The organism is Undibacterium sp. SXout20W (genome assembly GCF_049340285.1).
In the GTDB taxonomy this organism is placed as follows: Bacteria; Pseudomonadota; Gammaproteobacteria; order Burkholderiales; family Burkholderiaceae_D; genus Undibacterium.
On sequence record NZ_JBMPPH010000005.1, the window covers coordinates 111,598 to 137,664 of the forward strand.

Here is a 26,067-nt window from a genome sequence, read left to right on the forward strand (position 1 = left end):
TTATACTCTCCACAAAATCTGTGCGGCATAGCCCGCACTAGCAACCAGCCACAAAATGGTGGCAACCTGAAAGACCAAACGTAAAAATACGTTGTGCGTTACATAATCCATCCAGACGTCACGCATACCAACCCAAGCGTGATACAGCAGGCAAACCACAACAGCAAAAGTCGCCAATTTAAACCATTGATGCGCAAAAATTCCAGCCCAACCTACATAACTAAAATTACTACCAGTTAAAAATAACACCAGCAACAAAACAGTATAGATCGCCATTACGATCGCAGTTACACGCTGCGCCAACCAGTCACGCAACCCATAATGCGCGCCGACGACCAGGCGATTGGGTCCAATATTGTTATTTGCCATTTAAAATACTCCAAACAATTTCAAGGCTACCAGCGCTGCCAAAGCGAGGCTGACAGTCAAAACACTGGCTGCAGATTTACGTGCGGTATGCTTATCGAGACCGTAGTGAAGATCCATAAACAGATGGCGAACACCAGCGCAGAAATGATGCAAAAACGCCCATACCAATGCGAGAATCACCAACTTAACAAAAACACCTGATGTGAACGCTTGCAATTCTGCAAACGAAACTTCTGAAGTTAAGCTCTTGTCCAGCAAAAACAAAATGAAGGGCAACAACAAAAACATCAACATCCCGCTTATACGGTGCAAAATAGATACGAAGCCAGCCAACGGCAATCGGTACCCAGTTGCATCAATCAGGCGCATCACACCATAGCGTGGCCTGTTTTTCACTACTTCAGACATAAATAATCTCCCCATTAACTAGTCTGTACACAAAATCATGCAATTTTCGCTCATTTTGGTGCAATGCACCAACAAAAATTCACCCTGTTTATTCAGAATACCGTCATCTTAATACCAAAACTGACTATGTGCTGAGCGTCAATATATAAAACCGCACCAAAAACCATCAAAATTGATTCTCACGACAAACAAACTTGCCGTAACGATGTGCTAATGCACAAATACGACTACCGCAAACTGCCAAATTCGACTGCATTAACGATGGCGACGACGGCGTCAATTCGACTTGACGCAACTCAACTCAACTCAACTCATTTCGATAATGATGGTGAGAGGTCAAATAGAGTCCGCGCCTCAACTCTACTGGCTTATCTCCATACGTGAACGATACCCGCTCTACATTTAACAATGGCGTACCCAGAGGAATTGCCAGCAATTCAGAAACAACTTCATCCGCACACAACGCCCTGATCTGCTCTGACGCACGAATCATGTGCGTACCAAATTCGGACTCAAACAAGCCGTACATCGGCCCCTTGTATTCATTCAGACGCTCAGCAGTGAGGCCCTTAAAAATCGCGCCCGGCAACCAAAGATCATCCAAAATCGTTGGAACACCGGAAAATGATTGCACCCGACGAATAAAAACTACCGAATCACCTGATTTAATCTCAAGCAACCGTGCCACTTCAGCGGGTGCACGTAAGCGGCGAACCTCAATAATTTTATTTTCAGGATAATGTGGCACGCCTTCGTCCGGTGCCAGACGCAAAAAGCGAAATTGTGAACGTGCCTCATGGTGGGTTGCGACAAAAGTCCCCTTCCCCTGACGCCGCACAACCAAGTTTTCCGCTGAAAGCTCATCAATCGCCTTGCGCACCGTGCCTTGACTCACTTTAAAACGTGCAGCCAATTCAATTTCGCTAGGAATTAACTCGCCAGGCTTCCATTCGCCAGATTGCAAACTTTGCGTGATCAACGATTTTATCTGCTGATATAAAGGACTAAACGTCGGGGACAAACTTGCCGCAGATGCGGCAACGCCGGAACCGGAACTCGTTAAGTTCGTAGGTGAAATGTTTGCATTTGGCGTATTTGAAGTCATAGTTCGCAATTTCACCACAAAAACACCCGTGCCGTCTACAACTAAAGCTAAGTAATATGTCTTATATAAGACATAAGATAGTCATTGACACATAGCACCACAACACCTAAACTTCCGAAAAATTATGAAAAGCACGTTGGGTTTGTGATTGCGATCTCATTAACCTACTTCAGCAATATAGTGCGAACTTGAGCAATGTAAAGTTGAAAACGCTACTCAACGCAAATTATCGGGAAATTTAAGCAAAAATTCACCGCGAATTTGGCTGACGAGTATTGCGTTAGGCGGTATCATTAAATATTTACAAGCTGGGGCGTTCCTCGCTCAGCAAAGTTTGAACATCGTTTTTTACCTCACCTCGGAGATGCATCATGGCGAAATCCCCTATGCGCGTAGCTGTAACTGGCGCCGCTGGCCAAATCGGTTATTCACTGTTGTTCCGCATTGCTAATGGCGACATGCTTGGCAAAGATCAACCAGTAATTTTGCAATTGCTTGAAATCCCTGACGAAAAAGCGCAAAAAGCGCTCAAAGGCGTCATGATGGAAATCGATGATTGCGCATTCCCATTGCTGGCTGGCATGACTGCACACAGCGATCCAATGACAGCATTTAAAGATATCGATGTGGCTTTGTTGGTTGGCGCGCGTCCTCGCGGCCCAGGCATGGAACGTAAAGACCTGCTCGAAGCCAACGCACAGATTTTCACTGTACAAGGTAAAGCATTAGATGCAGTTGCATCACGCAATGTTAAAGTTTTGGTCGTTGGCAATCCAGCCAACACGAACGCATACATCGCGATGAAATCAGCACCATCTCTGCCAGCTAAGAACTTTACTGCGATGCTGCGCTTGGATCACAATCGTGCGTTGTCACAAGTTTCTGCAAAAATTGGCAAACCAGTTTCCGCAATCGAAAAACTGTGTGTCTGGGGTAACCACTCTCCTACAATGTACGCTGACTATCGTTTTGCGACAGCTGACGGCGCAGCGGTAAAAGATCTGATCAATGATCAAGTCTGGAACAAAGACGTATTCTTGCCAACCGTCGGCAAACGCGGTGCAGCGATCATTGAAGCACGTGGCTTGTCATCAGCCGCTTCTGCAGCGAATGCAGCAATTGATCATGTGCGTGACTGGGTTCTCGGCACAAATGGCAAGTGGACAACGATGGGTATTCCATCGGATGGCTCTTATGGCATCCCAGAAGGCACAATGTTCGGCTTCCCTGTGACAACAGAAAACGGCGAATACACGATTGTTCAAGGTTTGGAAATCGATGAATTTTCACGTGAACGTATCAACATCACTCTCAAAGAATTGCAAGAAGAGCGTGATGGCGTTAAACACTTGGTAGGCTAATCGACATAAGGTCAGGGCGGAATGGACATCTTCCAAACCGCCCTCCTTCACTGCAATTTTTAAAGACTGATGCATCCATCCCGCGCCTTATTTCAGGATCAGTTAACACCGGCATTCTTACCGGTTTGCGATCACTATGCGGGCTCGGAAAAATTAATGCGCAAGTCAATGGCACTGCAACAAGAGCTTGGGCCAGTATTTGATATTACTTTTGACTGTGAAGATGGCGCCGCGACCGGCAATGAAGTAAATCATGCCAGGTTGGTGAGCGAATTACTCAACAGCGACCAAAATCATCACAATCGCATCGGCGTGCGTGTACATGATATCCAACATGATGCTTTTGATCAGGATTTATCGATCATCATACCGGCTACCGCTAAGAAACTTGCCTATATAGTTTTGCCAAAGGTCGACTCTGCCGACCAGGTAGAAAAAGCAATTGAACAAATTAATCACTATGCTTCTTCTGCAGGCAGAAGTAGATTACCTGTTCACGTTTTAATTGAAACACACGAAGCACTTGCAAATGTGATGTCCATTGCGGCGCTTCCTCAAGTTGAATGCCTCTCATTTGGTATCATGGATTTCGTATCCTCTCATTTTGGCGCCATCCCATCATCGGCGATGCGTTCACCGGGGCAGTTTGATCATCCATTGATTGCCAAAGCAAAGCTAGAAATTGCCGCAGCATGTCACCGATTTGGCAAAGTACCCTCGCACAGCGTTACGACGGAAATTCAAGATTTATCTGTTGTAAGCAACGATGCGCTACGAGCGAAATCTGAATTTGCCTACACCAGAATGTGGAGTATTCACCCAAATCAGATTTCTTCCATCGTTCGTGTAATGGCACCACAGCACGACGAAATTTGTGAGGCTGCAGATATTTTACTAAGCGCTCAAAAAAACCATTGGGCTCCGATACAATATGCTGGCAAATTACATGATCGTGCCAGCTACCGTTATTTCTGGACGATCTTAAAACGCGCAAAATTAAGCGCCATTAAGCTGCCGGAGACGGCATACGTTTTACTTGAAGGAGACCTTGAATGAACCAACTTTTATCCCGCATCGCAGGCCTGATGATAGCGGGCAGTTTTGCCCTGTCACCATGCGCCGTCCAAGCAGAAAATGCACCAATCAAGGCAAAGGCGTCAAGCAAAGCAAAGAAAGCAATACCTGAAGAATCCAAGGATGCTGATGAAGCCGAGCCAGACGTCCGCGAAGATAAAAATTACGACTATACGTGCGAACTTGGGAATTCTCTCACCATGTACACCCATGGGGACAATATTGAACATATCGCCATGCGTTGGAAAAAGCATTTATACCTCATGCATCGCGTGCCGACCACCACTGGCGCCTATCGGTTTGAAAATCCTAAAGCCGGGTTTATCTGGATTGGTATTCCTGCAAAAGGTTTACTGCTGGATTCACGTAAGGGTCAGCAATTGGCCAATGAATGCACTAGCACAGTTCCAATGATGGCAGACGCAACAGCCGCAGAAAACCAAGTTGCAACACCTGTCGAAGCTAGCGCGGTAACAAAATAAGTACCACTGAGCGAAGTAGCTTACGCCACTTACCGGCCGCACAAGATGGTATGTTGGAGTACTGCTCAAAATGAAGAAGCAACAAGCATGTTTTTGATCATTGATTTTTGTAAATAAGGAACAGCCATGAGCCAAAATGCGTATCAAGATGCATTCAAAACCCTGAAAGACTTTAAAATTTCAGAAACCAAAAAAGGTAAATTTTTTTCTTTGCCAGCTTTGGAAAAAAATCTGGGCGTTAAAGTATCTCGCCTGCCAGTGTCGATTCGCGTAGTACTTGAATCCGTTTTGCGTAACTGCGACGGCAAAAAAGTAACTGCTGAGCACGTTAAACAATTGGCTAATTGGGGTGCAACTGCAACCCGTACTGACGAAATCCCATTCGTTGTATCACGCGTTGTCTTACAAGATTTCACAGGCGTTCCTTTGCTGGCAGATTTGGCTGCAATGCGTAACGTTGCTGCCAAGCAGGGCAAAAACCCAAAAAACATCGAGCCATTGGTTCCGGTTGATCTGGTTGTTGACCATTCGGTACAAATCGATCATTTCCGTGAAAAGAAAGCGCTCGATCTGAACATGAAACTGGAATTTGAACGCAATAACGAGCGTTACCAGTTCATGAAATGGGGCATGCAAGCATTCGACACGTTCGGCGTTGTTCCTCCAGGTTTTGGTATCGTTCACCAGGTCAATCTGGAATACCTGGCACGTGGCGTACACAAAGTAAAAGATGCGAAGAAGAATGACGTTTACTATCCAGACACACTGGTAGGTACCGATTCCCACACAACAATGATTAACGGTATCGGCGTTGTAGGCTGGGGTGTTGGCGGTATCGAAGCTGAAGCTGGCATGTTAGGACAACCTGTTTACTTCCTGACACCTGACGTCGTTGGTGTTAACCTGACTGGCGCGCTGCGTGAAGGCTGTACAGCAACGGATCTGGTTCTGACCATCACTGAATTGCTGCGTAAAGCAAAAGTGGTTGGTAAATTTGTTGAATTCTTCGGCGAAGGTACACGTTCCCTGTCCCTGACAGATCGTGCAACGATCGCGAACATGGCGCCAGAATACGGCGCGACAATGGGCTTCTTCCCAGTTGACGAAGCAACTATCGACTACTTCAAAGGCACTGGCCGTACTAAAGCAGAAATCGACGCATTCGAAGGCTACTTCAAAGCCCAAAAAATGTTCGGTATTCCGAAAAAAGGCGACATCGACTACACCACAGAAATCTCTCTGGATCTGTCTTCCGTTGTGCCTTCTTTGGCTGGTCCTAAGCGTCCACAAGATCGTATCGAAATCGGTCACGTTAAATCAACTTTTGCTGATCTGTTCTCCAAACCAACCTCCGAAAACGGCTTCAACAAAAAAGTTGAAGATCTGGAAGCGGTCTACGTCAACAGTGACAACGTTAAAGTTAAAAATGGCGACGTATTAATCGCTGCAATTACTTCTTGCACCAACACTTCCAACCCTAGCGTATTGCTGGCTGCCGGTTTGCTGGCGAAAAAAGCGGTTGAAGCTGGTCTGAAAGTAGCACCACACATCAAAACTTCCCTGGCACCTGGCTCACGCGTTGTGACTAAGTACCTGGAAGCAGCTGGCCTGTTGCCATACCTGGAAAAACTCGGCTTCGGTGTAACAGCCTACGGTTGCACCACTTGTATCGGTAATGCTGGTGACTTGACTCCCGCAATGAACGAAGCAATTGTTGCAAACGACATCGTGGCATCTGCCGTCTTGTCTGGTAACCGTAACTTTGAAGCACGTATTCACCCGAACATTCGCTCTAACTTCCTGGCTTCTCCTCCATTGGTCGTTGCTTATGCTATCGCTGGCAACATGACTAAAGATCTGATGACAGAACCAGTTGGTCGCGTTAAAGGCAAAGACATTTTCCTGGGCGACATCTGGCCAACCAGCGCAGAAATCCAAAAACTGATGAAGTTCGCGATGAACTCCAAAACGTTCAAAGACAACTACGCTGACGTTAAAGGTGCACCAGGCAAATTGTGGGAAAACATCAAAGGCGTAGCGGAAGGCGAAGTCTACAACTGGCCAACATCTACTTACATTGCTGAACCACCATTCTTTGCTGACTTCACAATGGAGCCAAAAGCAGCGGCGACCGGCATCACTGGCGCACGCGCATTGGGTGTGTTCGGTGACTCCATCACAACTGACCATATTTCTCCAGCTGGTTCAATCAAAGAATCCAGCCCAGCAGGTAAATGGTTGAAAGAAAACGGCGTTTTGAAAGCAGATTTCAACTCCTACGGCTCACGTCGTGGTAACCACGAAATCATGATGCGCGGTACTTTCGCGAACGTTCGTATCAAAAACCTGATGATCCCAGCGAAGGAAGATGGTTCCCGTGTTGAAGGCGGTGAAACATTGTTCCAACCAACTGGCGAACAAATGGCAATCTACGACGCAGCGATGAAATACGTTGCTGAAGGCACACCAACCATGATCTTCGGTGGCGAAGAATATGGTACAGGCTCTTCACGTGATTGGGCTGCTAAAGGTACACAATTGTTGGGCGTTAAAGCAGTCATCGCTAAGTCCTTCGAGCGCATCCACCGTTCCAACCTGGTTGGCATGGGCGTGTTGCCACTGCAATTCATCGGCACAGACAGCGTTGACTCTTTAGGTATCACTGGTAACGAGTCTTTCGACCTGAAAGGTATCGAAAATGAAATCAAACCACAACAAGACGTTACTTTGGTAATTCACCGTGCAAACGGTGAAACACAAGAAGTAAAAGTACTGTTGCGCATCGATACACCAATCGAAGTTGATTACTACAAGCATGGCGGTATCCTGCCATTCGTTTTACGTCAACTGTTGTCTGCTTAATCGAAGATTTTTCGGTTAATTAGTCCTAAGTTAACGCATCAGCCCTTAGCTGCTGTGTAAAGAAAAGGGGAAATGGCTTCGTTCATTTCCCCTTTTTATTTAGCCCATTTTTTTAAAATTGCCATATTCCCTACCATTTTTGTGGTTTCGATAATTAGAGGAACAATACATTTATAAAATTTTGTACAAACCCGAATAATCTGACTACACTGCGTCTATGGAGATATAAATTTCCCCTTTAAATCAAGGACGTGTTGAATGCTGTCCAAGCATACTATTTTCCGTATTGCCCTGTTATTACTTGTCGTCCAGGTCAGACTCGTACAAGCAAGTGATTTGCTTGCTTGTGGTGGTGATAACAACTGGCCACCAATGTCATATCGTAGTAGCGACGATCAGCCAGTAAAAGGGATTTCAGCCGACATATTGCGAAGTATCTTCGCCGAAAAAATTAACGTCCGTTTATTGCCTTGGGCACGCTGTTTGTATCAAGCGAAATCACAATTGAATGTCGATATTGTTATGTCACTGTTCAAAACGCCCGAAAGAGAAAAAGAGTTCCTTTTTTCTATGTCGTATATGAGCCTGACGCCGTCATATTTATACTCGACCAGGCGATTCAAATCACCGCCAATCAAAACCCTTGCGGCACTAGAGAATTACAAAATCTGCGCATTACACGGCGCCTCAACGATTTACACACAACTACCGCCGGAAAATATTGAGAGTGGCGCGACAAGTTACTCCAGCTTGATTAAAAAAATAGACAAGGATTACTGCGATATCGTTGTTGATATGCGTGAAGTGTTTCTCGGACTTTCTGAATTAGAGTTATTACCCATTAATAATGCCAAATATCGCATCCAGGCGCTCCCTGGCACTGAGCCTTATCCACTACAATTTGGCGTGAGCAAAACAAATCCTAAAGCTCGGGATATTGTTGAAAAAATCAACTTAGAACTTAAACAATTACAACGCAGTGGTGGCCTTAAGCGCATTCTCGAGCATCACGGCATAAAATAGAAGATAGGATCATTGGAACTCCTAAGTCCGGGAGTGGTTTGTATTTCACGAAATACATGACCCGGACTTAGAGATAACTTTGCTTACATCGAACTAAAATTAATGCATCATCATTACTCGTGCATGCTTTGCAATGCTGACTCAATATCCGCGATGAGATCTTCAGCATCTTCCAGACCGATATTAAAACGCACCAAAATACCGGACTCAGTCCAACTTTCGCGCATTTTTTCAATTCTGTAGGGGACGCATAAGCTATGTGCACCACCCCAGCTGAAACCAATCTTAAATAACTCTAACGAGTCGACGAAGCGATCCGTCTGCTCTTCAGAGTATTTGGCGTCAAATAAAACCGAAAACAATCCGCCTGCACCATTGAAATCACGTTTCCAGATATCGTGACCTGGACATTCTGATAACGCTGGATGTAAAACCCGTGAAATTTCGGGGCGCTTTTGGAGCCATTCCGCTACCTGTCTTGCGGTCTTGTCGTGTGCATCAAAGCGTAACTTCAGCGTTGGCAAATTGCGCAAGACCAAATAAACATCATCCATCCCTACGCCAAAGCCAAGCCGCATATGCGTCAATTGCAATCGCGCATACAACGCTGCGTCATTGGTGATAACGGCACCCATCAATACGTCTGAACCTCCACTTTGGTACTTAGTCAATGCTTGCATTGAGATATCGACCCCGTGGTCAAATGGTTGAAAGGCAACGCCACCGGACCAGGTATTATCCAATGCCACCAACACACCCCTATCATGTGCAGCTTTACAAATCGCGGGAATATCCGGCACTTCCATTGACACTGAGCCAGGTGCTTCCGTCCAAATCAACTTCGTGTTTGCCTGAATTAACGCCGCGATTCCGTCACCAATAAGCGGATCATAATATCGGGCACTGATACCAAAATTACTACTTAACCAATTTGCCAACTCCCGATTTGGGTTATAGACATTATCAGGAATCAATACATCGTCGCCACTTTGCAGCAATGCGAGGTCAATTAAGGTAATCGCTGCAAGCCCACTTGGGACCAATAAACAATGATCGCCGCCCTCAATGTGGGCGAGGTGCGCTTCCAAGGTAAAACTGGTTGGCGTTCCATGCAATCCGTAGGTATAAGACGATTTCTCCAACCAGCTCCGGGCGCGCATCGCTTTCACATTTTCAAACAATACGGTCGATGCATGATGAATCGCTACCGGGAACGCGGCGAACCCGGCAGGTGCCTCATAGTCGTTGTGGACCAATTGTGTATTGATGCCCTTTGGCTTTTGAACTTCAATTCCCATCATTTCCCCCATTGCACGATTGAATTAATTACCTAATATTTAAATTATTAAATTGCCTGATTGGCTATTTACCATACTGTTAAGCAATATTCTTGTGACAGCTTAAGAAGTGACTAAGTGACTAAGTGACTAATACGTTGACACCAAAGAGCAATTTACTCAACCTTTCCTATGAATAGCATGACATATGTTGGCGGCACCGTCGCAAAATCGACAAGAAATCATCCAATTTCGGTGAGGTAAGAGTTATAACCACGCGGAAAATAATCGAATATCTAAGCCACCTTCGACATACCAGGCTTTCCTTGCCATATCAAACTTCGCTCCCAATTTCTTTGCAACATCCTTTTCATGAAATGGAACTTTCAAATACTGACGAACTGGATCTGAACTCATTTTGATTGCTGCGTTTCTCGCTACCGCTTTATTGGCTTCTTTTTTGAACCCATCGAGCTGCATCGCTGCAATGAAATGACTGCGCTTAGACATGTCGCTGGGTACCAATAAGCTCAATCGAGCTTTGGTACGGGTTGCGCCAACGTAGAATAAATGTCGTTCATCTTGGGGGTCAGCAAATGGATGAGGGAAAACATTGCGCTCCATCTTGGGAATAATCACATGTTCAAATTCCCGGCCTTTGACATTTTCCACGGTATCGAGCGTGACATAATTTTTCTCGCGCTTGCGTGTGGCAAAAGTCTCCGCCTCATTCAACATGACTGAAAAGTCCCTGATAGTAAATCCACTGATCTGTGCAACTTTAATGACGCCATCGATCGACTTTTCGACCACGGCTGCATCATGAGGGCGCATAAAAACACGCCTTGCAACGGCACGTAAATTCAATCGTTCAACTACGCATAATAAGGCTTCTGCCGCATTCGTTTCAGATCCTAGCTCCTGCAAATAAGCAACCGTGCTGACCATCACTTTGACATGCGGCAACTGCGAATCGCGGATGTACTTATTGTAAAAATCAAATATAAGCTCTGGATTTTTGGCAACAGTATATTTTGCGCTCTCTAAATCAGCAGGAGGAATATGAAGATCTCCAAAGACGGCTAAAGCGTCAAGCACGCCACTTCGTACTTCATAGCTTTTTATTGATGACAAATCATTGAGCACAATCGCCATTATGCCGCGCAAAAATAACACCTCGTCCCACTGCAAATAGCTTGCCATTGCGGGCGTCTTATAATCAATGCTTGCAGCTCTGAGTGTATTTTCGATATGTATAGACTGATCTCGATCGCGCATTAAAATTGCGCAGTGCTCAAGCGAATTTCCGTCATTCACCCATTGCTTAAGGCACTGAAGCAAACACTGTGTCTCGGAATTTTCTGCTTCGGCGTAGGTGATTACAGAAATTTCAGTATGTCTGGAAACGAAGGACTCAATATCCTTATCAGCGAATTCACGCATTGCGTAGGCAAGATGTGGTCCGTGCCTGTATGTGATGGTCAGGGGGTAGTGCTTAAGCGTTGGAAAAGCAGCTTTAAAACGGTTTTCCAGAAAAACGCGGCTAGCGCCTAGCGTTGCATGAATTACTTGATGTTCGTCGCCAGCGCCAACAAAAAAACACTTTCTGTCCGCGGAAATAAGCTTGCTCAGAATAGTAAATGCGGCCTCATTAAGATCATGAAGTTCATCGCAAATAACCAAACGGTAATCAGGTATGTACTGCTCAATACCAGGATATTCGAGCAAATACTGCGCAAGATCGTAGGTTGCATCGAATTGCGCCCGAAAAGCAGGCGCATCTCTTTTACCGCGACGTATCCTTTCATATTCAACTGAAGTTAGATATTGTGTTGCAGTGACGCCCCATCGCTCATAGACATTCTCTATTTCATCTACATCAAAATAGGGATCGAGTACCATCATCGCTTTAAGTCTCAACAACGACTCTAAAAATTGAGCGATTGCAAGATGATGAGTTTCAATTTGCAAAAAATCGAATTTTTGACCGTATTGCTCAGAAACATAATTCAGGGCTTGCAATGCAACCCCTTTAAGGGAACGTGAATGCAGTACTTGCTTTACGTCCTCCCCTTCTATACGAAACAGAATGTTTTTTGCAAATTCCTCAAAGGTCAATAACTGAATTTCATTAACAATTTTATAATTAATACCTAAATCAATCAGCCGAATTCGCATTACTTCACGGGCTGCATCTGTAAAAGTTAATGCCAGAATTTTTTCCGGCTGGACATTATTTGCTAAGGCCTCGCCAATCCGTAATGCTAATGTTGTTGTTTTTGCTGCACCAGCGTTGGCCTGAATTAAAACCACGCGGTTTTTCGCTACCTGAATGTTGATCTGCTCCTGATTTCTGACTATCTTCTTAGGAAAGAATCTAGAAATAGAATTAACAGTGTTTTCAATCATGGAATCCCAGTAATTCGGAAGAAAAAGAGCTGCAAGTCTACCTCACCAAAGGAAAGGAAACGATATATATGAAAAATATGAAAAATACCTTGCAGCCTTCGTTTTGAAAAATAACCATGGTTATTCAGCTATAATCCTGCCCAGCATTGATACCACCTACAATTTGGGCATCTTGCTGGCTCCCGCAGCAAAGCTTTCGCAGTGCAAAAAACACCGGCAAACCTTATTTAAAAGCATGATTAGCTTTGTCGCGCAAAATTTGCCGCGCCTTAACTGCGTGTATATGTCATCAACAAGTCAAGTTAGTACTTTACAGTACACGATACCGAATTTTTGTTCACGCCAAAGCAACGCCAATGCGTGAATAATTTTAAATAGTTTGCTTCATCCTTAATGCTGCTTGACACCAGCAAAGAATGACAAATACGATAATTATTAAAACAGGAGTAATTGCATGTCCATTACTGCAATCAAAAGCATAAAAAAAATCACATCCTTATTTGTCTCAAGTCGTCGCTCTGACCATGTCAAGCTAGCCAGCATGACATTATTACTTCTTGTCGCTATTGTTTCAATATTAGCAATTTCTTCTGCAAGAGCAGATGGCAACAAAACTTCCAATACGCCAGAGCCAATGTTGGTGCGCTCAGGTGAAAAATTAATCGTTCCTGAAAAATCACCATTCCGGACGCGGCTTAAAGTCGCGCCGGTAACAATGGCAGATGTTCCTCACGTCGTTAACTTCCCTGCTGCGGTAGAGGCAAATCCAAGCAAAACTGTCAATGTTTTGCCGCCTTTAACTGGACGCCTCTCGGAAGTCAAAGTGAGGCTTGGCGATGTCGTCAAGCAAGGCCAAATAGTCGCGGTGATTAGTTCTGGCGACCTTGCTCAAGCATTTTCAGATTTAGACAAAGCGAAGGATGCGTTGGAATTAGCACGTCTGGCATTAGCACGGGGCAAAGGCGTCAATGCCGCCGGGGCCAATTCAGTCAAAGATATAGAACAGTTACAAAGCAATTATAGTCAAGCATCAGCTGAAGCAAAACGTGCCGAAACAAGACTCAGCAGCCTGGGTGTCGATAAAGTCGCCGAAAAGTCTCGTACATTAAATATCATGGCGCCAGTATCAGGTACGATCACTGCGATAAATAACGCACCAGGTGCCTACATTAACGATGCGACTGCCGCTATCATGACGATCTCCAACCTTGATTCAGTCTGGGTAACAGCAAACGTTCCGGAGTCACAACTGCATTCGATCTCAAAAGGCCAAGCTGTCGATATTCGTCTCGCTGCCTATCCAAACAAAGTTATTAAAGGAAAGGTCGATATTATCAGCTCCATTCTTGAACCGGATACGCGCCGCAATAAGACACGAATTGAAGCTAATAATAAAGACGGATTATTAAAACCAAATATGTTTGCGACGGTCTCGGTTTTAGTACCACAGGCAAAGCAAATCCGCGTTCCGACCTCTGCCCTACTGATGAATAACGATAGCATCACCGTGTTTGTTGAAGTGGCACCATGGACCTTCGTTCGCAAAACAGTCACGCTTGGCAATGAAGAACCAGACTCCGCTGCCGTACTGAGTGGCTTAAACCCAGGCGACAAAGTTGTCGTCAGCGGAGGAGTGCTGCTCAATGATTAATCAGTTAATCGCTTTATGCTTCAGACGTCGTCATCTGGCATGGGTTATCGCGATATTGGTGAGTATTTATGGCTATTTATCCTGGACGAAAATGGCGGTTGAAGCTTATCCAGATATTAGCGATGTGACCGTTCAAGTCACAACCCAGGTACCAGGACTGGCAGCAGAAGAAATTGAGCAACAAGTTACAATCCCGCTCGAACGAGCATTAAGCAATACCCCGGGCGTCTCAGTCACACGCTCCAGCAGCACTTTCGCTCTTTCACTCATTACCTTAGTTTTTCAGGATGGCGTTGAAGATACTATTGCCCGTCAGCGTGTGAATGAGAAAATTGCACAGGTAACTTTACCTCCCGGGGTACAAGCTTCTCTCGCGCCGATGTCTAGCCCTGCAGGCGAAATCTATCGTTATACGCTGGAATCTGACACCAAAAATCTGATGGAACTATCCGAAGTTCAAAAATGGATAGTGACGCCGGCATTTAAACAAGTTCCGGGCATCGCGGACGTCAATAATTTCGGTGGCTTCACCAAAGAATTCCAACTTGAGCTTGATCCAAGCCAACTTCAACGATATAACGTCGCTCTCAATGACGTGGTCAATGCGATCAATGCCAATACCTCCAATGCAGGCGGTGGGCGCATTGCGCGTGGCGAGCAAAGCTACGTTGTGCGTGGCATTGGTCAAGTGCACTCGTTGGAGGATCTGGGCGCCGTCGTTGTTACGCAAAGCAATGGCATTCCTGTCCTTGTTCGCGATTTAGGTAAGCTCCAGTTTGGTCATCAGGAACGCGAAGGTATTTTAGGTAAAGATACCAATCCAGACACTATCGAAGGTATCGTTCTGATGCTGAAGTATGAGAATCCTTCTAAAGTTTTGGAAAAAGTTCATGCCAAAGTAGAAGAATTACAAAAACGTCTGACCCCGATGGGGATTAAAATCGTCCCCTACATTGATCGCGATGAGCTGGTCAAATTGACGGTTCACAAGGTCTCGCATACGGTCATTGAAGGTATCGGTTTAGTGTGTATTGTCCTGATCCTGTTCCTGGGTAGCCCGCGTAGTGCTATCGTCGCTGCGGTGGCGATTCCGATTGCATTGGTGAGCGTGTTCATCATCATGTATGCAACCAAAATGCCAGCTAACTTGTTCTCATTAGGGGCAATCGACTTCGGCATTATTGTCGATGGGGCCATTGTCGTGATGGAAGCAATTTTACGGCGCCGCGAAGAAGATCCGGACGTTGAACTCAATGAGGAAGACATTTTAGAAACGGTAAGTCAGGTTTCCAGCCCGATTTTCTTTGCAACGTTAATTATTATTACTGCATATTTGCCGTTATTTGCATTCCAGCGTGCTGAGGGCAAACTATTTACCCCGATGGCATATACGGTTGGCTATGCGCTATTGGGTGCGCTGATTTGCTCCCTCGTCCTTATCCCGGGTTTGGCATTTGCCGCGTTACGCAAGCCACAGAAAATATTTCACAATCGTCCGCTGGAATGGCTCACAAACAAATATAGTTCGACTTTGGATTTTTTATTGCACCGGCCATTTATTGCGTACGGGGCTGCTGCAGTCGCGTTGGTCGCAGTGGTTATTTTGGGTGCAAGTGCTGGTCGTGAATTTCTACCAGAATTGGATGAAGGCGCGTTGTGGTTACAAGTTCAGCTTCCTTCCGGCATTTCGTTGGATAAATCCAATGAAATGGCAGCTGAATTGCGCCGTACCATACGTGAATTTCCAGAAGTTTCTTATGTGGTGACTCAACTAGGTCGCAGTGATGAGGGTACAGATCCCTGGACCCCTTCTCACATTGAAGTCCCTGTGGGATTGAAGCCTTATGATGAATGGCCTGATCATGAAGATAAAGCAGAATTGATCGAAAAACTCACGAAGCGATTTGCTCAAATGCCCGGTTTTTCTATCGGCATCAGCCAGCCGATTATTGATGGCGTCAACGATGCCATTGGTGGCGCGCATAGTCCATTAGTATTGCGAGTTTATGGCATAGATCTCAAAGAAAATCGTCGGATTGGTAACCAAATTGTCGATATTTTGCAAACGATCAGAGGAACCGCTTCTGCTTCCCTATTTCAGGAACCACCGATTCCGCAGCTAGCAATCAAAGTCAATCGCGAAGCTGCCGCCCGATTTGGTATCAATGTGCAAGATATCTCTGCGCTGATACAAACCGGTGTTGGCGGCGCACCAGTGACACCAGTTTTTGTTGAAGATAGAACGTACAACGTCACGGTCCGTTTTCCCAAAGAAAGCAAAACCAGTATTGAATCTTTAGGTAATTTGTTTTTGAATAGTTCTACGGGTGCAAAAATTCCTTTATCGCAATTAGCGACTATACAAATGCAAAGCGGCGAAAGTACGATCTCGCATGAATTTAACGAGCGACAAGTGACTGTTCGTATCGATAATCGTGGTCGTGATCTGACGTCTTACCTGGCTGAAGCGCAAAAGCGTATCGATGCTGAAGTGAAGTTTAACAAGGAAAAAGTTCATCTTGAATGGGCTGGGCAATTCGAAAATCAACAACGTGCACAGGAAAGGCTGACGGTCATTCTCGGCATCGTCTTGCTGGTAATGGGCGTGCTGTTGTTCTTCCAATTTGGCAAGTTGCGCCAAGCTATTTTGGTACTTGGTGTTGTGCCTCTGGCTGCGCTCGGTGGCCTGATTGCGATTCATCTCACAGGTGAAACACTCAATGTGGCAACTGCTGTTGGTTTCATCGCCCTGTTTGGTGTCTCTGTTCAGAACGGCATTATCATGGTAGCTAACTTCAGACGTGTTCGTGGAAGCGGTCTTAATTTGCACAACACTGTCATTAAAGGTGCCGCCGAACGTTTGCGCCCTGTGTTAATGACCGCCACCGTAGCATCGTTTGGCATGCTACCAGCGGCCTTAGCAACAGGCGTTGGTACTGACGTCCAACGCGATTTGGCAACTGTCGTGGTCGGCGGTTTGATCATTTCCACTCTGTTGACCTTATTTATTTTGCCGACATTTTATTTTGCGTTAGAGCGCTTTGTCGAAGGCAGAGAACGTAAAATCTTGAGGCATAGCCGATAATGAAAACGATATCTTTACCTTTCATGAAATTGAAGCCCACCCTGCTCTCCGTTGCCTTGCTGGGAGTTTTTACGGCTGGTGTGGGTAGTTTAAGTGGCTGCGCCGTCGGGCCTGACTACCAACGTCCAGCGCAAACACTGCCCGAGTCCTACCTTGCAACGACGACAAACAACGATGTCAAAGCTTCTTCCGACGGCAATAGTGGTAATAAAGTTGAAAGCCAAAAATTGGTACCCGGGCGTGATATTCCCGCTGAATGGTGGGAGCTTTTCCATAACCAGGCTCTCAATGAATTGGTCATTGCCAGCTTAAAAAATAATCCAACGATAGACGCCGCGAAAGCCGCTTTGCGTGCGGCAAAAGAAGCGAGAGCCGCACAAGAAGCAGCCTTCTTTCCTAGCGTGTCTGCATCCTATTCACCAACCCGTCAACGCGTCGCAAAACCGCTTGCTAGCCCGGCGGCATCAGGGGCGACTTACTATAACGTGCAAACTGCTGAAGTTTCTGTTTCCTACACCATCGACGTTTTTGGAGCCAACAAACGGCAAGTGGAATCCGAATCGGCACAACAAGAAAACCAACGCCTACAACTCGAAGCAGCTTACTTAACTCTGGCAAGTAACATCACTAACGCTGCAATTCAAGAAGCAATGTTGCGCGGTCAAATAAGTGCGACGAAGGAAGTCATTCGCAGCCAAAAACAATTGCTGGAAATGTTTGAACGCCAACTGACATTAGGTCAGCTTGGTCAAGCAGATCTCGCAGCACAAGAAGCTGCCCTGGCTGCCTCTGAGGCACAACTTCCGCCATTAGAAAAGCAATTGTCTGTTCAACGCGATTTGATCCTCGCACTTGCAGGACGCTATCCTAACGAAACTGGTGTCGCAACATTTGAATTAGATGAATTGCAATTGCCATCTGAGTTACCGCTGAGTTTGCCTTCTAAACTCATTGATCAACGCCCAGACGTGCGTGCAGCAGAAGAACAAATGCATGCAGCCAGCGCAGCGATTGGTGCGGCAATCGCCAATCGTTTGCCTAACTTTACTATCGGCGCAACCAGCTATGGTTCGGCTGCTGAAAATTTCTCTGATCTGTTCAAAGCTAGCGGTGCATTTTGGAATCTTGCCGCCAACATTACGCAGCCAATTTTTGACGGCGGTGCGCTTAAACATAAACAAGCGGTTGCGCAGGCAGTCTACGATCAGGCAGCGGCACAATACCGCTCTATTGTCTTGGGGGCATTCCAAAACGTTGCTGATTCACTACAAGCGATACAGTATGACAACAACGCCTATGCTGCTGCATATAAGTCTGAGCAAGCTAGCTTAAAGAGCGTAACAATCGCACGTAAGCAATTTGCACTGGGTGACATCAGCACAGCAAGCTTATTGGTCGCCGAGCAAACGTATCAACAAGCCAAGTCAGCGTTAGTGCAAGCGCAAGCAAATCGCTTATCTGATACCGTAGCACTAATTCAATCGCTTGGTGGTGGATGGATGAACAAAAAAGAGACGTCAGACAAATCCAAATTAGCGTCATGATAGACTGGGTATAACGGAGAACAAATGAAAATCGTCAGACATGAAGTAGGCCCACGTTTCAGCGAGATGACCGCTGTCCATCTGGGGCAAGCAAAGTTACTCTATTTATCGGGACAAGTCGCTGAAAATACTTCACTGGATATCACTGGCCAGACACGTGAAATTTTAATGTTCATCGATCGCCTATTAGAAAAAGAAGGCGCTGACAAAACTGCAATCGTCTCTGCCCGCATCTTTTTGGCCTCAGTCGGGGACTATGCGGCAATGAATTCCGTATGGGACGACTGGGTACCGCAAGGACATACACCGTCAAGGACAACCGTTGGTGCGAAGCTGATACGCCCTGAGTATAAACTTGAAATTGAAGTTCAAGCAATTGTTAAAGATATAACAAATATTTAAACCGGCAGCGCGAATGGCACTCACAGACAACAGACATCAAAAGTAAAACCATGCTCAACTGGGATTTTCCGCAACTGTTCACATTGCAACGCATGCCACATCAACTGGACATAGACGGACTCAATCACACCAACAACGCCGTTTATGTGCAATGGTGTGAAATGATAGGCTGGGCACACTCAGAAAGCCTCGGGCTCAGTCTCGTTGACTACAAGCGTCTTGACCGCGCTATGGCAATCCGACATGCGGAATACGACTATCTGCTCCCTACTAATCTGGGTGAGAGCCTGATTTTAGGAACATGGTTGACAGAAACCGATGAAAAATTAAGCATGCGTCGGCGCTTTCAATTAATTCGTGAAGCTGACCAAGCCGTTATTTTCAGAGCCCAATGGGATCTGGTTTGCATTGAAATAAGCACGGGAAAAGCACGAAGAATGCCACCCGAATTTTGCGAAAAATATTTGTCGGCGCTAACGCCTAAACTTACCTAAAAAGTAAAATTAAATTCAAAGTCGGCTGGGTTACTCTTAATCTTTCACTTCAGCTCACACGACAGGCTTTAATTTTCACTTTAAATGAATCTTCTCCGGGCAAAGCGCACTCATTTGACAATTCAATGCGTTTGCTGCGCTTCGATGTAGTAAAATCAAGACACTTCTATACGGATCCAGTGCGGTAATAGACGCACATTTACGCTACTGTTTGATACTATCCAGCGTAGGCGATTCAAACTTTTTATGATTCCTTTTTAATTAATCCTGACTATGTTTACTTGGTTTGATGCTTCAGCGGCAAAATCTTTTGGCATTTCCCTTGCTGATTTTATTATTGATAAAATGCCGCAGGAACAGACCCAGAAGAAAAATAAATTAATGCATAAGCGTAAAGAGGTCTTAGTGAAGGTATTAGCGCAAGTTGATACGTTCGCACAAACCAACAAGCTCAATATTTACAAAAAGGCGCAGCTTGGAAATGCTTTGAAATGGCGTCTGATAGAAGCCAGCTTTGATCGTGAATTCGCAGATGAAATAACGAACATGATCATGACGCGACTCTGAGAAAGCGGTTACGTACCATGTTTTCATTCTTAAAAAATATATTCAATTCAGCGTCTCAAAAAAACGCGCCAACATCAATTCAACCGTTAGCAATTGAAAGCGATAGTCTGGCATTCAAAAGTGCCGCCGACACCGCTATCCGGTCCGGAAACACGATGCAAGCCTTGGAGTTATACAAAAAGGCTATCGCATTAGAACCCGGCATGGCAAAGGCCCACGTGATGTGTGGACATATTTATTGCGGTATTAAACAATATAAATTAGCGGAAACATATCTCAAAAAAGCAATTGAACTAGCGCCAGAAATTGCAGATTCCTACTATCTCCTTGGGACAATTGAGGCGAGCGAAAATAATACCGAAGATGCTATCCATCTTTTTGAGAAATCATTGGAATTAGATCCCAATCAACCATTTGCGTATAGGGATTTATGTTTAGCACTGTTTTCGGTGCGCAAACTTCAAAACGCAGAAGAAGTGGCCCGTAAAGGAATTGCGTTATTCCCAGATTTCCCAGACCTTTATATGCATTTGGGAAATACCGTCGCCTATTTGCAACGCCCCGAAGAAGCCTTACTTTGTTTCGATAAATCATCTTCTTTAGCCGGTGAAAGCCCTGAACTCTGCTATAACCAAGCAGCCGTTCATCTTTCAATGAATCATTTCGATGAAGCACTGCGTTTACTTGAACGTGCTCAAACGCTTAAACCCGATTACATTTCGGCGCGATTTGATGAGGCAATCATCAGACTCTTGCGAGGTGAGTTTGATATTGGCTGGAAAAAATTTGAATGCCGTTGGCAATTAGATCGCTTAGGCTTAGGAAAAATCAAAACATTTAGTCAAAAGTGGGGCGGGCTAGAAAGCCTATCGGGAAAAACCATCATGCTGGCATCTGAGCAAGGCTATGGGGATGCCATACAATTTATTCGATACGTCAAATTGGTTTCTGACGCTGGAGCAAAAGGCATCATTATTGTGATTCTGACGCCTTTGGTCGAACTTTTACAACAATTGAAGTCAATCCCTGGTGTGACGCATGTCATCAATGAATGGGATGTCGTTCCCCCACACGATTATTACTGCCCTTTAATGAGCTTGCCATTAGCATTCGGAACTACCGTGAAGAACATTCCTGCGGATATCCCTTACTTAAAGAGCGATGCAGCTTTGGTCGATAATTGGGATAAAAAATTGGGCGCCAGACAGCGTCCCAAAAGAATCGGTATTACCTGGTCGGGAAACCCCAAACACACCAACGATCACAATCGCTCCCTGACGCTAAAGCAACTTAAAACTATTTTCGAGTCTGATGCAGAATTTGTCGTTCTGCAAAAAGATATTAACGAAGAAAGCAATCATTTTATAAATGATCTGGAAAATGCCATTTTTCATCGACCAGAAATTAAAAGCTTCAGCGATACAGCCGCACTGATAGACTTAGTTGATCTGGTCATTTCTGTCGACACATCGATCCTCCATCTTGCGGCAGCAATGGGCAAACCGACCTGGGTGATGCTTCCATTTTGCCCTGACTGGCGTTGGATGATCGATACCGATCGCAGTCCTTGGTATCCAACGGTCAAATTATTTCGACAAAAAGCACAAGGCGATTGGAATTCTGTCGTGACGCCAATTACTGAAGAACTAGAGTTATTTATCGTTAGTGATTCTGTTCAATAAAGTTAAGCAAAAGACCTTTTAGTAAGTTCCACTTGTTCGATTTTTCTTTAAGCTCTATTAACTAGCAACAAATAATCAACAACCAATAACCAATAACCAATAACCGGCACCAGAAAAACTAACGAATAATATCAACACGAAATTCGAAGGTTTCTGCAGAGACTACGATGACATCGCATACGCACCACACCCATAAAACTGGTTGGCTAAGAGCAGCGGTCTTAGGTGCAAATGATGGCATATTATCGATCTCTAGCTTACTTCTCGGAATAGCTGCGGCAGAAGTTAACACACACAATTTGGCGGTCGCTGGGTTCGCAGGTCTTATTGGTGGCGCACTTTCCATGGCAGCGGGAGAATATGTTTCAGTCAGCTCACAAGCCGACACAGAAAGAGCGGATCTGGATCTGGAGCAGCTCTCCCTGAAAAATCAATTTGATGAGGAACATGCCGAGCTTCGTGACATCTATATTGCGCGCGGCGTAGAACCTATATTGGCGAGTAAGGTGGCGCAACAATTAATGGAGAAAGATGCGCTTGGCGCGCACGCAAGAGACGAAATCGGCATCACGGATGCTTTAGCTGCTCGCCCGTTGCAAGCAGCGGTTGCGTCTGCATTCAGTTTTTTGATGGGGGGCATTATTCCGCTTCTAGCCGCCATTCTGGCACCAAAGACTATGTTGATCATGATAATAACAATCATATCGCTAAGCTTTCTTGCCATCCTTGGAGCCATTGCAGCCTATACCGGCGGCGCATCTGTGCAACGCGGTGCCATTCGTGTGTTCGTATGGGGTGCGTTAGTATTGGCAGTTACTGGCCTGGCTGGCAAGCTATTTGGAATTCTCGTCTAATAGCTTAACTTTCACTTCTACGCCTTACGCCTGCCGTCAATGTAAACCAGAACGTACTACCCTCCCCTTCGGTGCTCTCAAACCCAATTTCTCCCCCCATTTTTTCAACGAAGGTTTTTGAGATATTGAGGCCCAAGCCCGTTCCTCCCTGTTTTCTTGTGTTACCCCCATCAGCTTGTGCAAATTTTAAAAATACACGATCCCGAAAATCACCAGGAATACCTTGCCCCTTATCTTCGACTTCAATTTTAAACATTTCTGACAGGTCAAATATCCGTACAAATACCGTTCCACCTGCATGTGAAAATTTTGCCGCATTCGACATTAAATTAGCAAACACTTGCATGACCCTGTCGGCATCACAAATTGCCCACGCATTTTGTGGATGCTCAGTAAATTGGTAGCGCACTCCAAATTGTTGCGCATAAGCGCTATTTGCCTCGATTGCTTGTTGCGTCAATTTGATCAGATCTATCCTGTCCATGCTGATATCCATTTTCCCGGAGACCAGCTTTTCGATATCCAAAAGATCATTCACCAATACACCCAAGCGTTGGCTATTTTTATGCGCGATTTTTAATAATTGCAATAACTTTGGAGGAAAATCCGGCCCTACGTTGTGCTCTAACAGTCCTAGCGCACCGCGAATAGAGGTCAGTTGCGTGCGTAATTCATGACTAACAACAGCGATAAATTCTGACTTAATTTTGTCCGCTTTCTTCTGTTCAGTTAAATCAAGTACAAATCCAACCCATTCATTTTCCGATCCATCTAATCGTGCCAACCCAATCATAACGGGGATCGCTTTGCCGTCGACACTGATCAACTCTGACTCGAATGGCATGGCCTGCATACTCAATTCAACTTCAGAGAGTGCTGCTCTATAGGCCGAATGGTAGGACTCCGGCATCATTGAGTAAAAATTAAGGCGCCCATCTTCAAGTTCACTACGTCCATAGCCGAGCAACTGCAATAACACCTTGTTTGCCTCTACCAAAACGCCGGAATCCCGCCCTTCAATAATGCCAACCAAGCTGGAATTAACTAACCGACGTAATCGCGATTCACTAATCCGCACCGCATCAAGCATCTTTGAATTTTTCTGGTTTGCCAACTCGGCAATGTCGCGCATCTCCACAAGATTATTTTCCACTTGCTTCATTTCAGTGATGTCGCGCACACTAAATAGTCGCCCTATGAGCTGATCGCGATAAAATTCAGGTTTTGAAACAACGTCAAAATATCTGCCATCGTTTAAACAAACCTGATTTTCAGTTTCAATATCTGGATCATTCTTAAATTGCTGCAAACTGTTGCCAAAGTCTCCTGCATTGACACAATTGGATTGCATAAATTGAATAAGTGAGTCGACATTTCTGCTCACTAAAAGATCTTCCGGAAAATCCCACATTGCAATGAATTGGCGATTCATATTGACGATATTGCCGCGCAGATCGACTGACATAATTCCTTCCGCCGTGGCCTCTAATGAGCTCTGCAATTGTGCGGCGAGATGAATCTGCTCCTCATTGACCTGTAATCGTGTAGTGATATCTTCGGCATGAAGAACCCAAAATACCTGATTGTCATGCTGAAAGCTGCTAACACGTTTTTCTACCGGAATAACCCTGCCATCCCTCGTCAGCCATTCACTTTCCGCAATTCGGGCATCTGAAAAAGCAGGTGTTTGACGAATATCATCCCAAAAAAAGAGATCTTGTAACGAACACTCTATCAGCGTCAGATCCCTTCCCAACAATTCGTTTCGCGTGTAACCAAGCATTGCGCAAGTCTTTTGATCGACTTCATGGATCATTAAATCATCTGACGAAACGACAATAACCGCCTCGCGCGAGTAATCGATAACGTGATGAAGCAAACCATGATCAAATAGGTTTTTGTGCTGTGGATCGTGGTCGTGCTTAGGCATGGTGATTAAGCATAGTCATTAAGCATAGTGATCAGACTTCGTTTTCACTGCGTGTTAGACGGCGAAGACTGCCCTGAAGCAGCTTTATTTTTTCGCTCAACGTAATAATTAACGTGCTTCCTCGGATTTAAATATTCAAAAATCATCCGCGGCAAGACGCCTGGCCTGATACTACTGCTAATATTCAAATCCTTAGATTCTGCCGATAAATCCAAAATAATCGCCGACTCTTTAGGTATTTCGGAATCGTAAACCAATACGCAGGGTCGCAATGGTTTACCGATGTTCACATTCATCACGAGCCCGATGACTTCATTCGATAATTTAACGATGGTACCAGGTGGGTAAACACCAAGACTCTTAATCATTGTCGCAATCACCGACGGATCAAATTGCCCGCGCTTATGTGCATACATAAAGGACAAGGCTTCGTGTGGCGTCATGGCGTTACGTATATCATTTGGATTACAGAGATTATCGTAAACGTTTGCGACACTAAGTATTCGCGTCGGCAGACTTAACTCGCCACCTTTTAACTTTCGCGGATAGCCCGTACCATCCATCAATTCATGATGATTACCAATCACGTCCAAAATAACTGCTGATAGTTCCGCTTTTTCGGCAATTTCAACGCCGTATTGGGTATGTAATTCAAAAAAATTCTGTTCTGGTTTAGTCAGTGGCTCAGTCTTACTCAGAATTTTGTCAGGCACATTAACTTTGCCAATATCATGAAACAATGCAGCAATGCCGATCTCTTTGAGTTGCGACGCATTACATTTCATTTCATTAGCCAGCATCATTGCCAAAACAGAGACATTGAGAGTATGGAAATATACATCTTCACTATTGCCACCCTGCTGAATGAGATGCATCACCGCATCGTTTTCATGGGAAAAAATTTCAGCAATGCTATCAACTAACTTCTGTGCTTCCTGCACTGTTTCTTTAGGCCGAGAAAAAATCTGTTTATTGATGTCTCGCACAACTGTCGCAGCACGCACGAATTTTTCTTCGCAAGCAGCGATTTCAGCACGTTGTTTGATCAGCCTTTCATAGCGAGCCTGTTTCGCCTCAATGATCGTGTCGTACACTTTTGCATCCTGCGCTTGGGCGACTGAGGATGAATTACTGTTGTACGTCGGAGGCGCCGCGGCCTTGATCAGATCTGATTTGGATGGGATATAACGGACGTGCTTCAGCTTTAAGGCCAGTAAATCAGTAATTTGTTGTTGGTTAGTAATCTTGAATGAGCTCATTGGAAATGAATGCTCAAACCAGCTTAAATCAAGCTTCACAAACATGCCGATTCGAACTTTTTCAATCTCAATTAGCTGTGTATCATCGGGCATAGTTCAAAAACACTGGTTAATTACGACTGTTCCCACTTCTCGTCTATTATATTTTGCTTCCCCACAATATTTTTTACTTTAACTATCCGCGAATAACAATGCAAGCTTTTAGTATTAATTTCAAATCGAATTATCC

At 45.0% G+C, this 26,067-nt stretch carries 20 protein-coding genes; 13 read left to right on the forward strand and 7 right to left on the reverse strand.

Translation table 11 applies throughout. From position 1 onward, the window contains the following. The 3 genes from sdhD to ACO0K1_RS04900 form a co-directional block, all read right to left on the reverse strand. Positions 1-369, reverse strand: coding sequence for a succinate dehydrogenase, hydrophobic membrane anchor protein (gene sdhD / locus ACO0K1_RS04890; RefSeq protein WP_423023265.1), 369 nt, complete (start codon positions 367-369; stop codon positions 1-3). After that, complete coding sequence (gene sdhC / locus ACO0K1_RS04895) at positions 370-777, reverse strand: succinate dehydrogenase, cytochrome b556 subunit (RefSeq protein WP_423023267.1); 408 nt, start codon at positions 775-777, stop codon at positions 370-372. It abuts the gene before it with no gap. Between the two features lie 301 nt (positions 778-1,078). Continuing rightward, on the reverse strand, positions 1,079-1,882 hold the full coding sequence (locus ACO0K1_RS04900) for a GntR family transcriptional regulator (RefSeq protein WP_423023269.1): 804 nt from the start codon (positions 1,880-1,882) through the stop codon (positions 1,079-1,081). Between the two features lie 371 nt (positions 1,883-2,253). Between ACO0K1_RS04900 and ACO0K1_RS04905 the strand changes: the two genes are divergently transcribed. The 5 genes from ACO0K1_RS04905 to ACO0K1_RS04925 all read left to right on the forward strand — a co-directional run bounded on the left by ACO0K1_RS04905 (position 2,254) and on the right by ACO0K1_RS04925 (position 8,684). Next, the gene (locus ACO0K1_RS04905; RefSeq protein ID WP_423023271.1) at positions 2,254-3,243 is read left to right on the forward strand and encodes a malate dehydrogenase; all 990 of its coding nucleotides are present in this window, start codon (positions 2,254-2,256) and stop codon (positions 3,241-3,243) included. Between the two features lie 69 nt (positions 3,244-3,312). Then, complete coding sequence (locus ACO0K1_RS04910) at positions 3,313-4,299, forward strand: HpcH/HpaI aldolase/citrate lyase family protein (RefSeq protein WP_423023273.1); 987 nt, start codon at positions 3,313-3,315, stop codon at positions 4,297-4,299. Further along, complete coding sequence (locus ACO0K1_RS04915) at positions 4,296-4,799, forward strand: hypothetical protein (RefSeq protein WP_423023275.1); 504 nt, start codon at positions 4,296-4,298, stop codon at positions 4,797-4,799. The genes ACO0K1_RS04910 and ACO0K1_RS04915 overlap by 4 nt, the downstream gene beginning before the upstream one ends. Positions 4,800-4,925: 126 nt before the next feature. Beyond that, a complete protein-coding gene (acnA, locus tag ACO0K1_RS04920) occupies positions 4,926-7,661 on the forward strand; it encodes an aconitate hydratase AcnA (RefSeq protein WP_423023277.1) in 2,736 nt (911 codons plus the stop codon). A 258-nt stretch (positions 7,662-7,919) separates the two neighbouring features. Then, entirely contained in the window at positions 7,920-8,684 is a 765-nt protein-coding gene (locus ACO0K1_RS04925) for a substrate-binding periplasmic protein (protein WP_423023279.1), read from the forward strand. A gap of 113 nt (positions 8,685-8,797) precedes the next feature. Here the strand turns inward: ACO0K1_RS04925 and ACO0K1_RS04930 are convergent, their stop codons facing one another. Next, positions 8,798-9,985: a cystathionine beta-lyase gene (locus tag ACO0K1_RS04930; protein WP_423023281.1), complete on the reverse strand. Its 1,188-nt coding sequence runs from the start codon at positions 9,983-9,985 to the stop codon at positions 8,798-8,800. A 243-nt stretch (positions 9,986-10,228) separates the two neighbouring features. Continuing rightward, positions 10,229-12,370 (reverse strand): UvrD-helicase domain-containing protein, encoded by a 2,142-nt coding sequence (locus ACO0K1_RS04935; protein ID WP_423023283.1) that lies wholly within the window; start codon positions 12,368-12,370, stop codon positions 10,229-10,231. 454 nt (positions 12,371-12,824) lie between these two features. Between ACO0K1_RS04935 and ACO0K1_RS04940 the strand changes: the two genes are divergently transcribed. From ACO0K1_RS04940 to ACO0K1_RS04975, 8 genes are all read left to right on the forward strand, one after another. Beyond that, positions 12,825-14,021 (forward strand): efflux RND transporter periplasmic adaptor subunit, encoded by a 1,197-nt coding sequence (locus tag ACO0K1_RS04940; protein ID WP_423023285.1) that lies wholly within the window; start codon positions 12,825-12,827, stop codon positions 14,019-14,021. After that, positions 14,014-17,106, forward strand: a complete 3,093-nt coding sequence (locus ACO0K1_RS04945; protein WP_423023287.1) for an efflux RND transporter permease subunit — start codon at positions 14,014-14,016, stop codon at positions 17,104-17,106. The genes ACO0K1_RS04940 and ACO0K1_RS04945 overlap by 8 nt, the downstream gene beginning before the upstream one ends. Beyond that, the gene (locus ACO0K1_RS04950; RefSeq protein ID WP_423023289.1) at positions 17,106-18,650 is read left to right on the forward strand and encodes an efflux transporter outer membrane subunit; all 1,545 of its coding nucleotides are present in this window, start codon (positions 17,106-17,108) and stop codon (positions 18,648-18,650) included. Before ACO0K1_RS04945 ends, ACO0K1_RS04950 begins: the two co-directional genes overlap by 1 nt. A 24-nt stretch (positions 18,651-18,674) precedes the next feature. After that, positions 18,675-19,052 carry a RidA family protein gene (locus tag ACO0K1_RS04955; protein ID WP_423023291.1) on the forward strand — a complete coding sequence of 126 codons (378 nt, stop codon included), beginning with the start codon at positions 18,675-18,677 and terminating at the stop codon, positions 19,050-19,052. A gap of 50 nt (positions 19,053-19,102) precedes the next feature. Further along, positions 19,103-19,546, forward strand: a complete 444-nt coding sequence (locus tag ACO0K1_RS04960) for an acyl-CoA thioesterase (protein WP_423023293.1) — start codon at positions 19,103-19,105, stop codon at positions 19,544-19,546. A 273-nt stretch (positions 19,547-19,819) separates the two neighbouring features. Then, a complete protein-coding gene (locus tag ACO0K1_RS04965) occupies positions 19,820-20,113 on the forward strand; it encodes a hypothetical protein (RefSeq protein ID WP_423023295.1) in 294 nt (97 codons plus the stop codon). A 17-nt stretch (positions 20,114-20,130) separates the two neighbouring features. After that, on the forward strand, positions 20,131-21,795 hold the full coding sequence (locus ACO0K1_RS04970) for a tetratricopeptide repeat protein (RefSeq protein WP_423023297.1): 1,665 nt from the start codon (positions 20,131-20,133) through the stop codon (positions 21,793-21,795). 167 nt (positions 21,796-21,962) lie between these two features. Continuing rightward, complete coding sequence (locus ACO0K1_RS04975) at positions 21,963-22,649, forward strand: VIT1/CCC1 transporter family protein (protein ID WP_423023299.1); 687 nt, start codon at positions 21,963-21,965, stop codon at positions 22,647-22,649. A gap of 4 nt (positions 22,650-22,653) precedes the next feature. On the opposite strand, the gene ACO0K1_RS04980 is transcribed toward ACO0K1_RS04975, so the two are convergent. Beyond that, a complete protein-coding gene (locus tag ACO0K1_RS04980; protein WP_423023300.1) occupies positions 22,654-24,579 on the reverse strand; it encodes a PAS domain-containing sensor histidine kinase in 1,926 nt (641 codons plus the stop codon). A gap of 44 nt (positions 24,580-24,623) precedes the next feature. Further along, the gene (locus tag ACO0K1_RS04985; protein ID WP_423023301.1) at positions 24,624-25,931 is read right to left on the reverse strand and encodes an HD-GYP domain-containing protein; all 1,308 of its coding nucleotides are present in this window, start codon (positions 25,929-25,931) and stop codon (positions 24,624-24,626) included. Positions 25,932-26,067 lie beyond the last annotated feature (136 nt).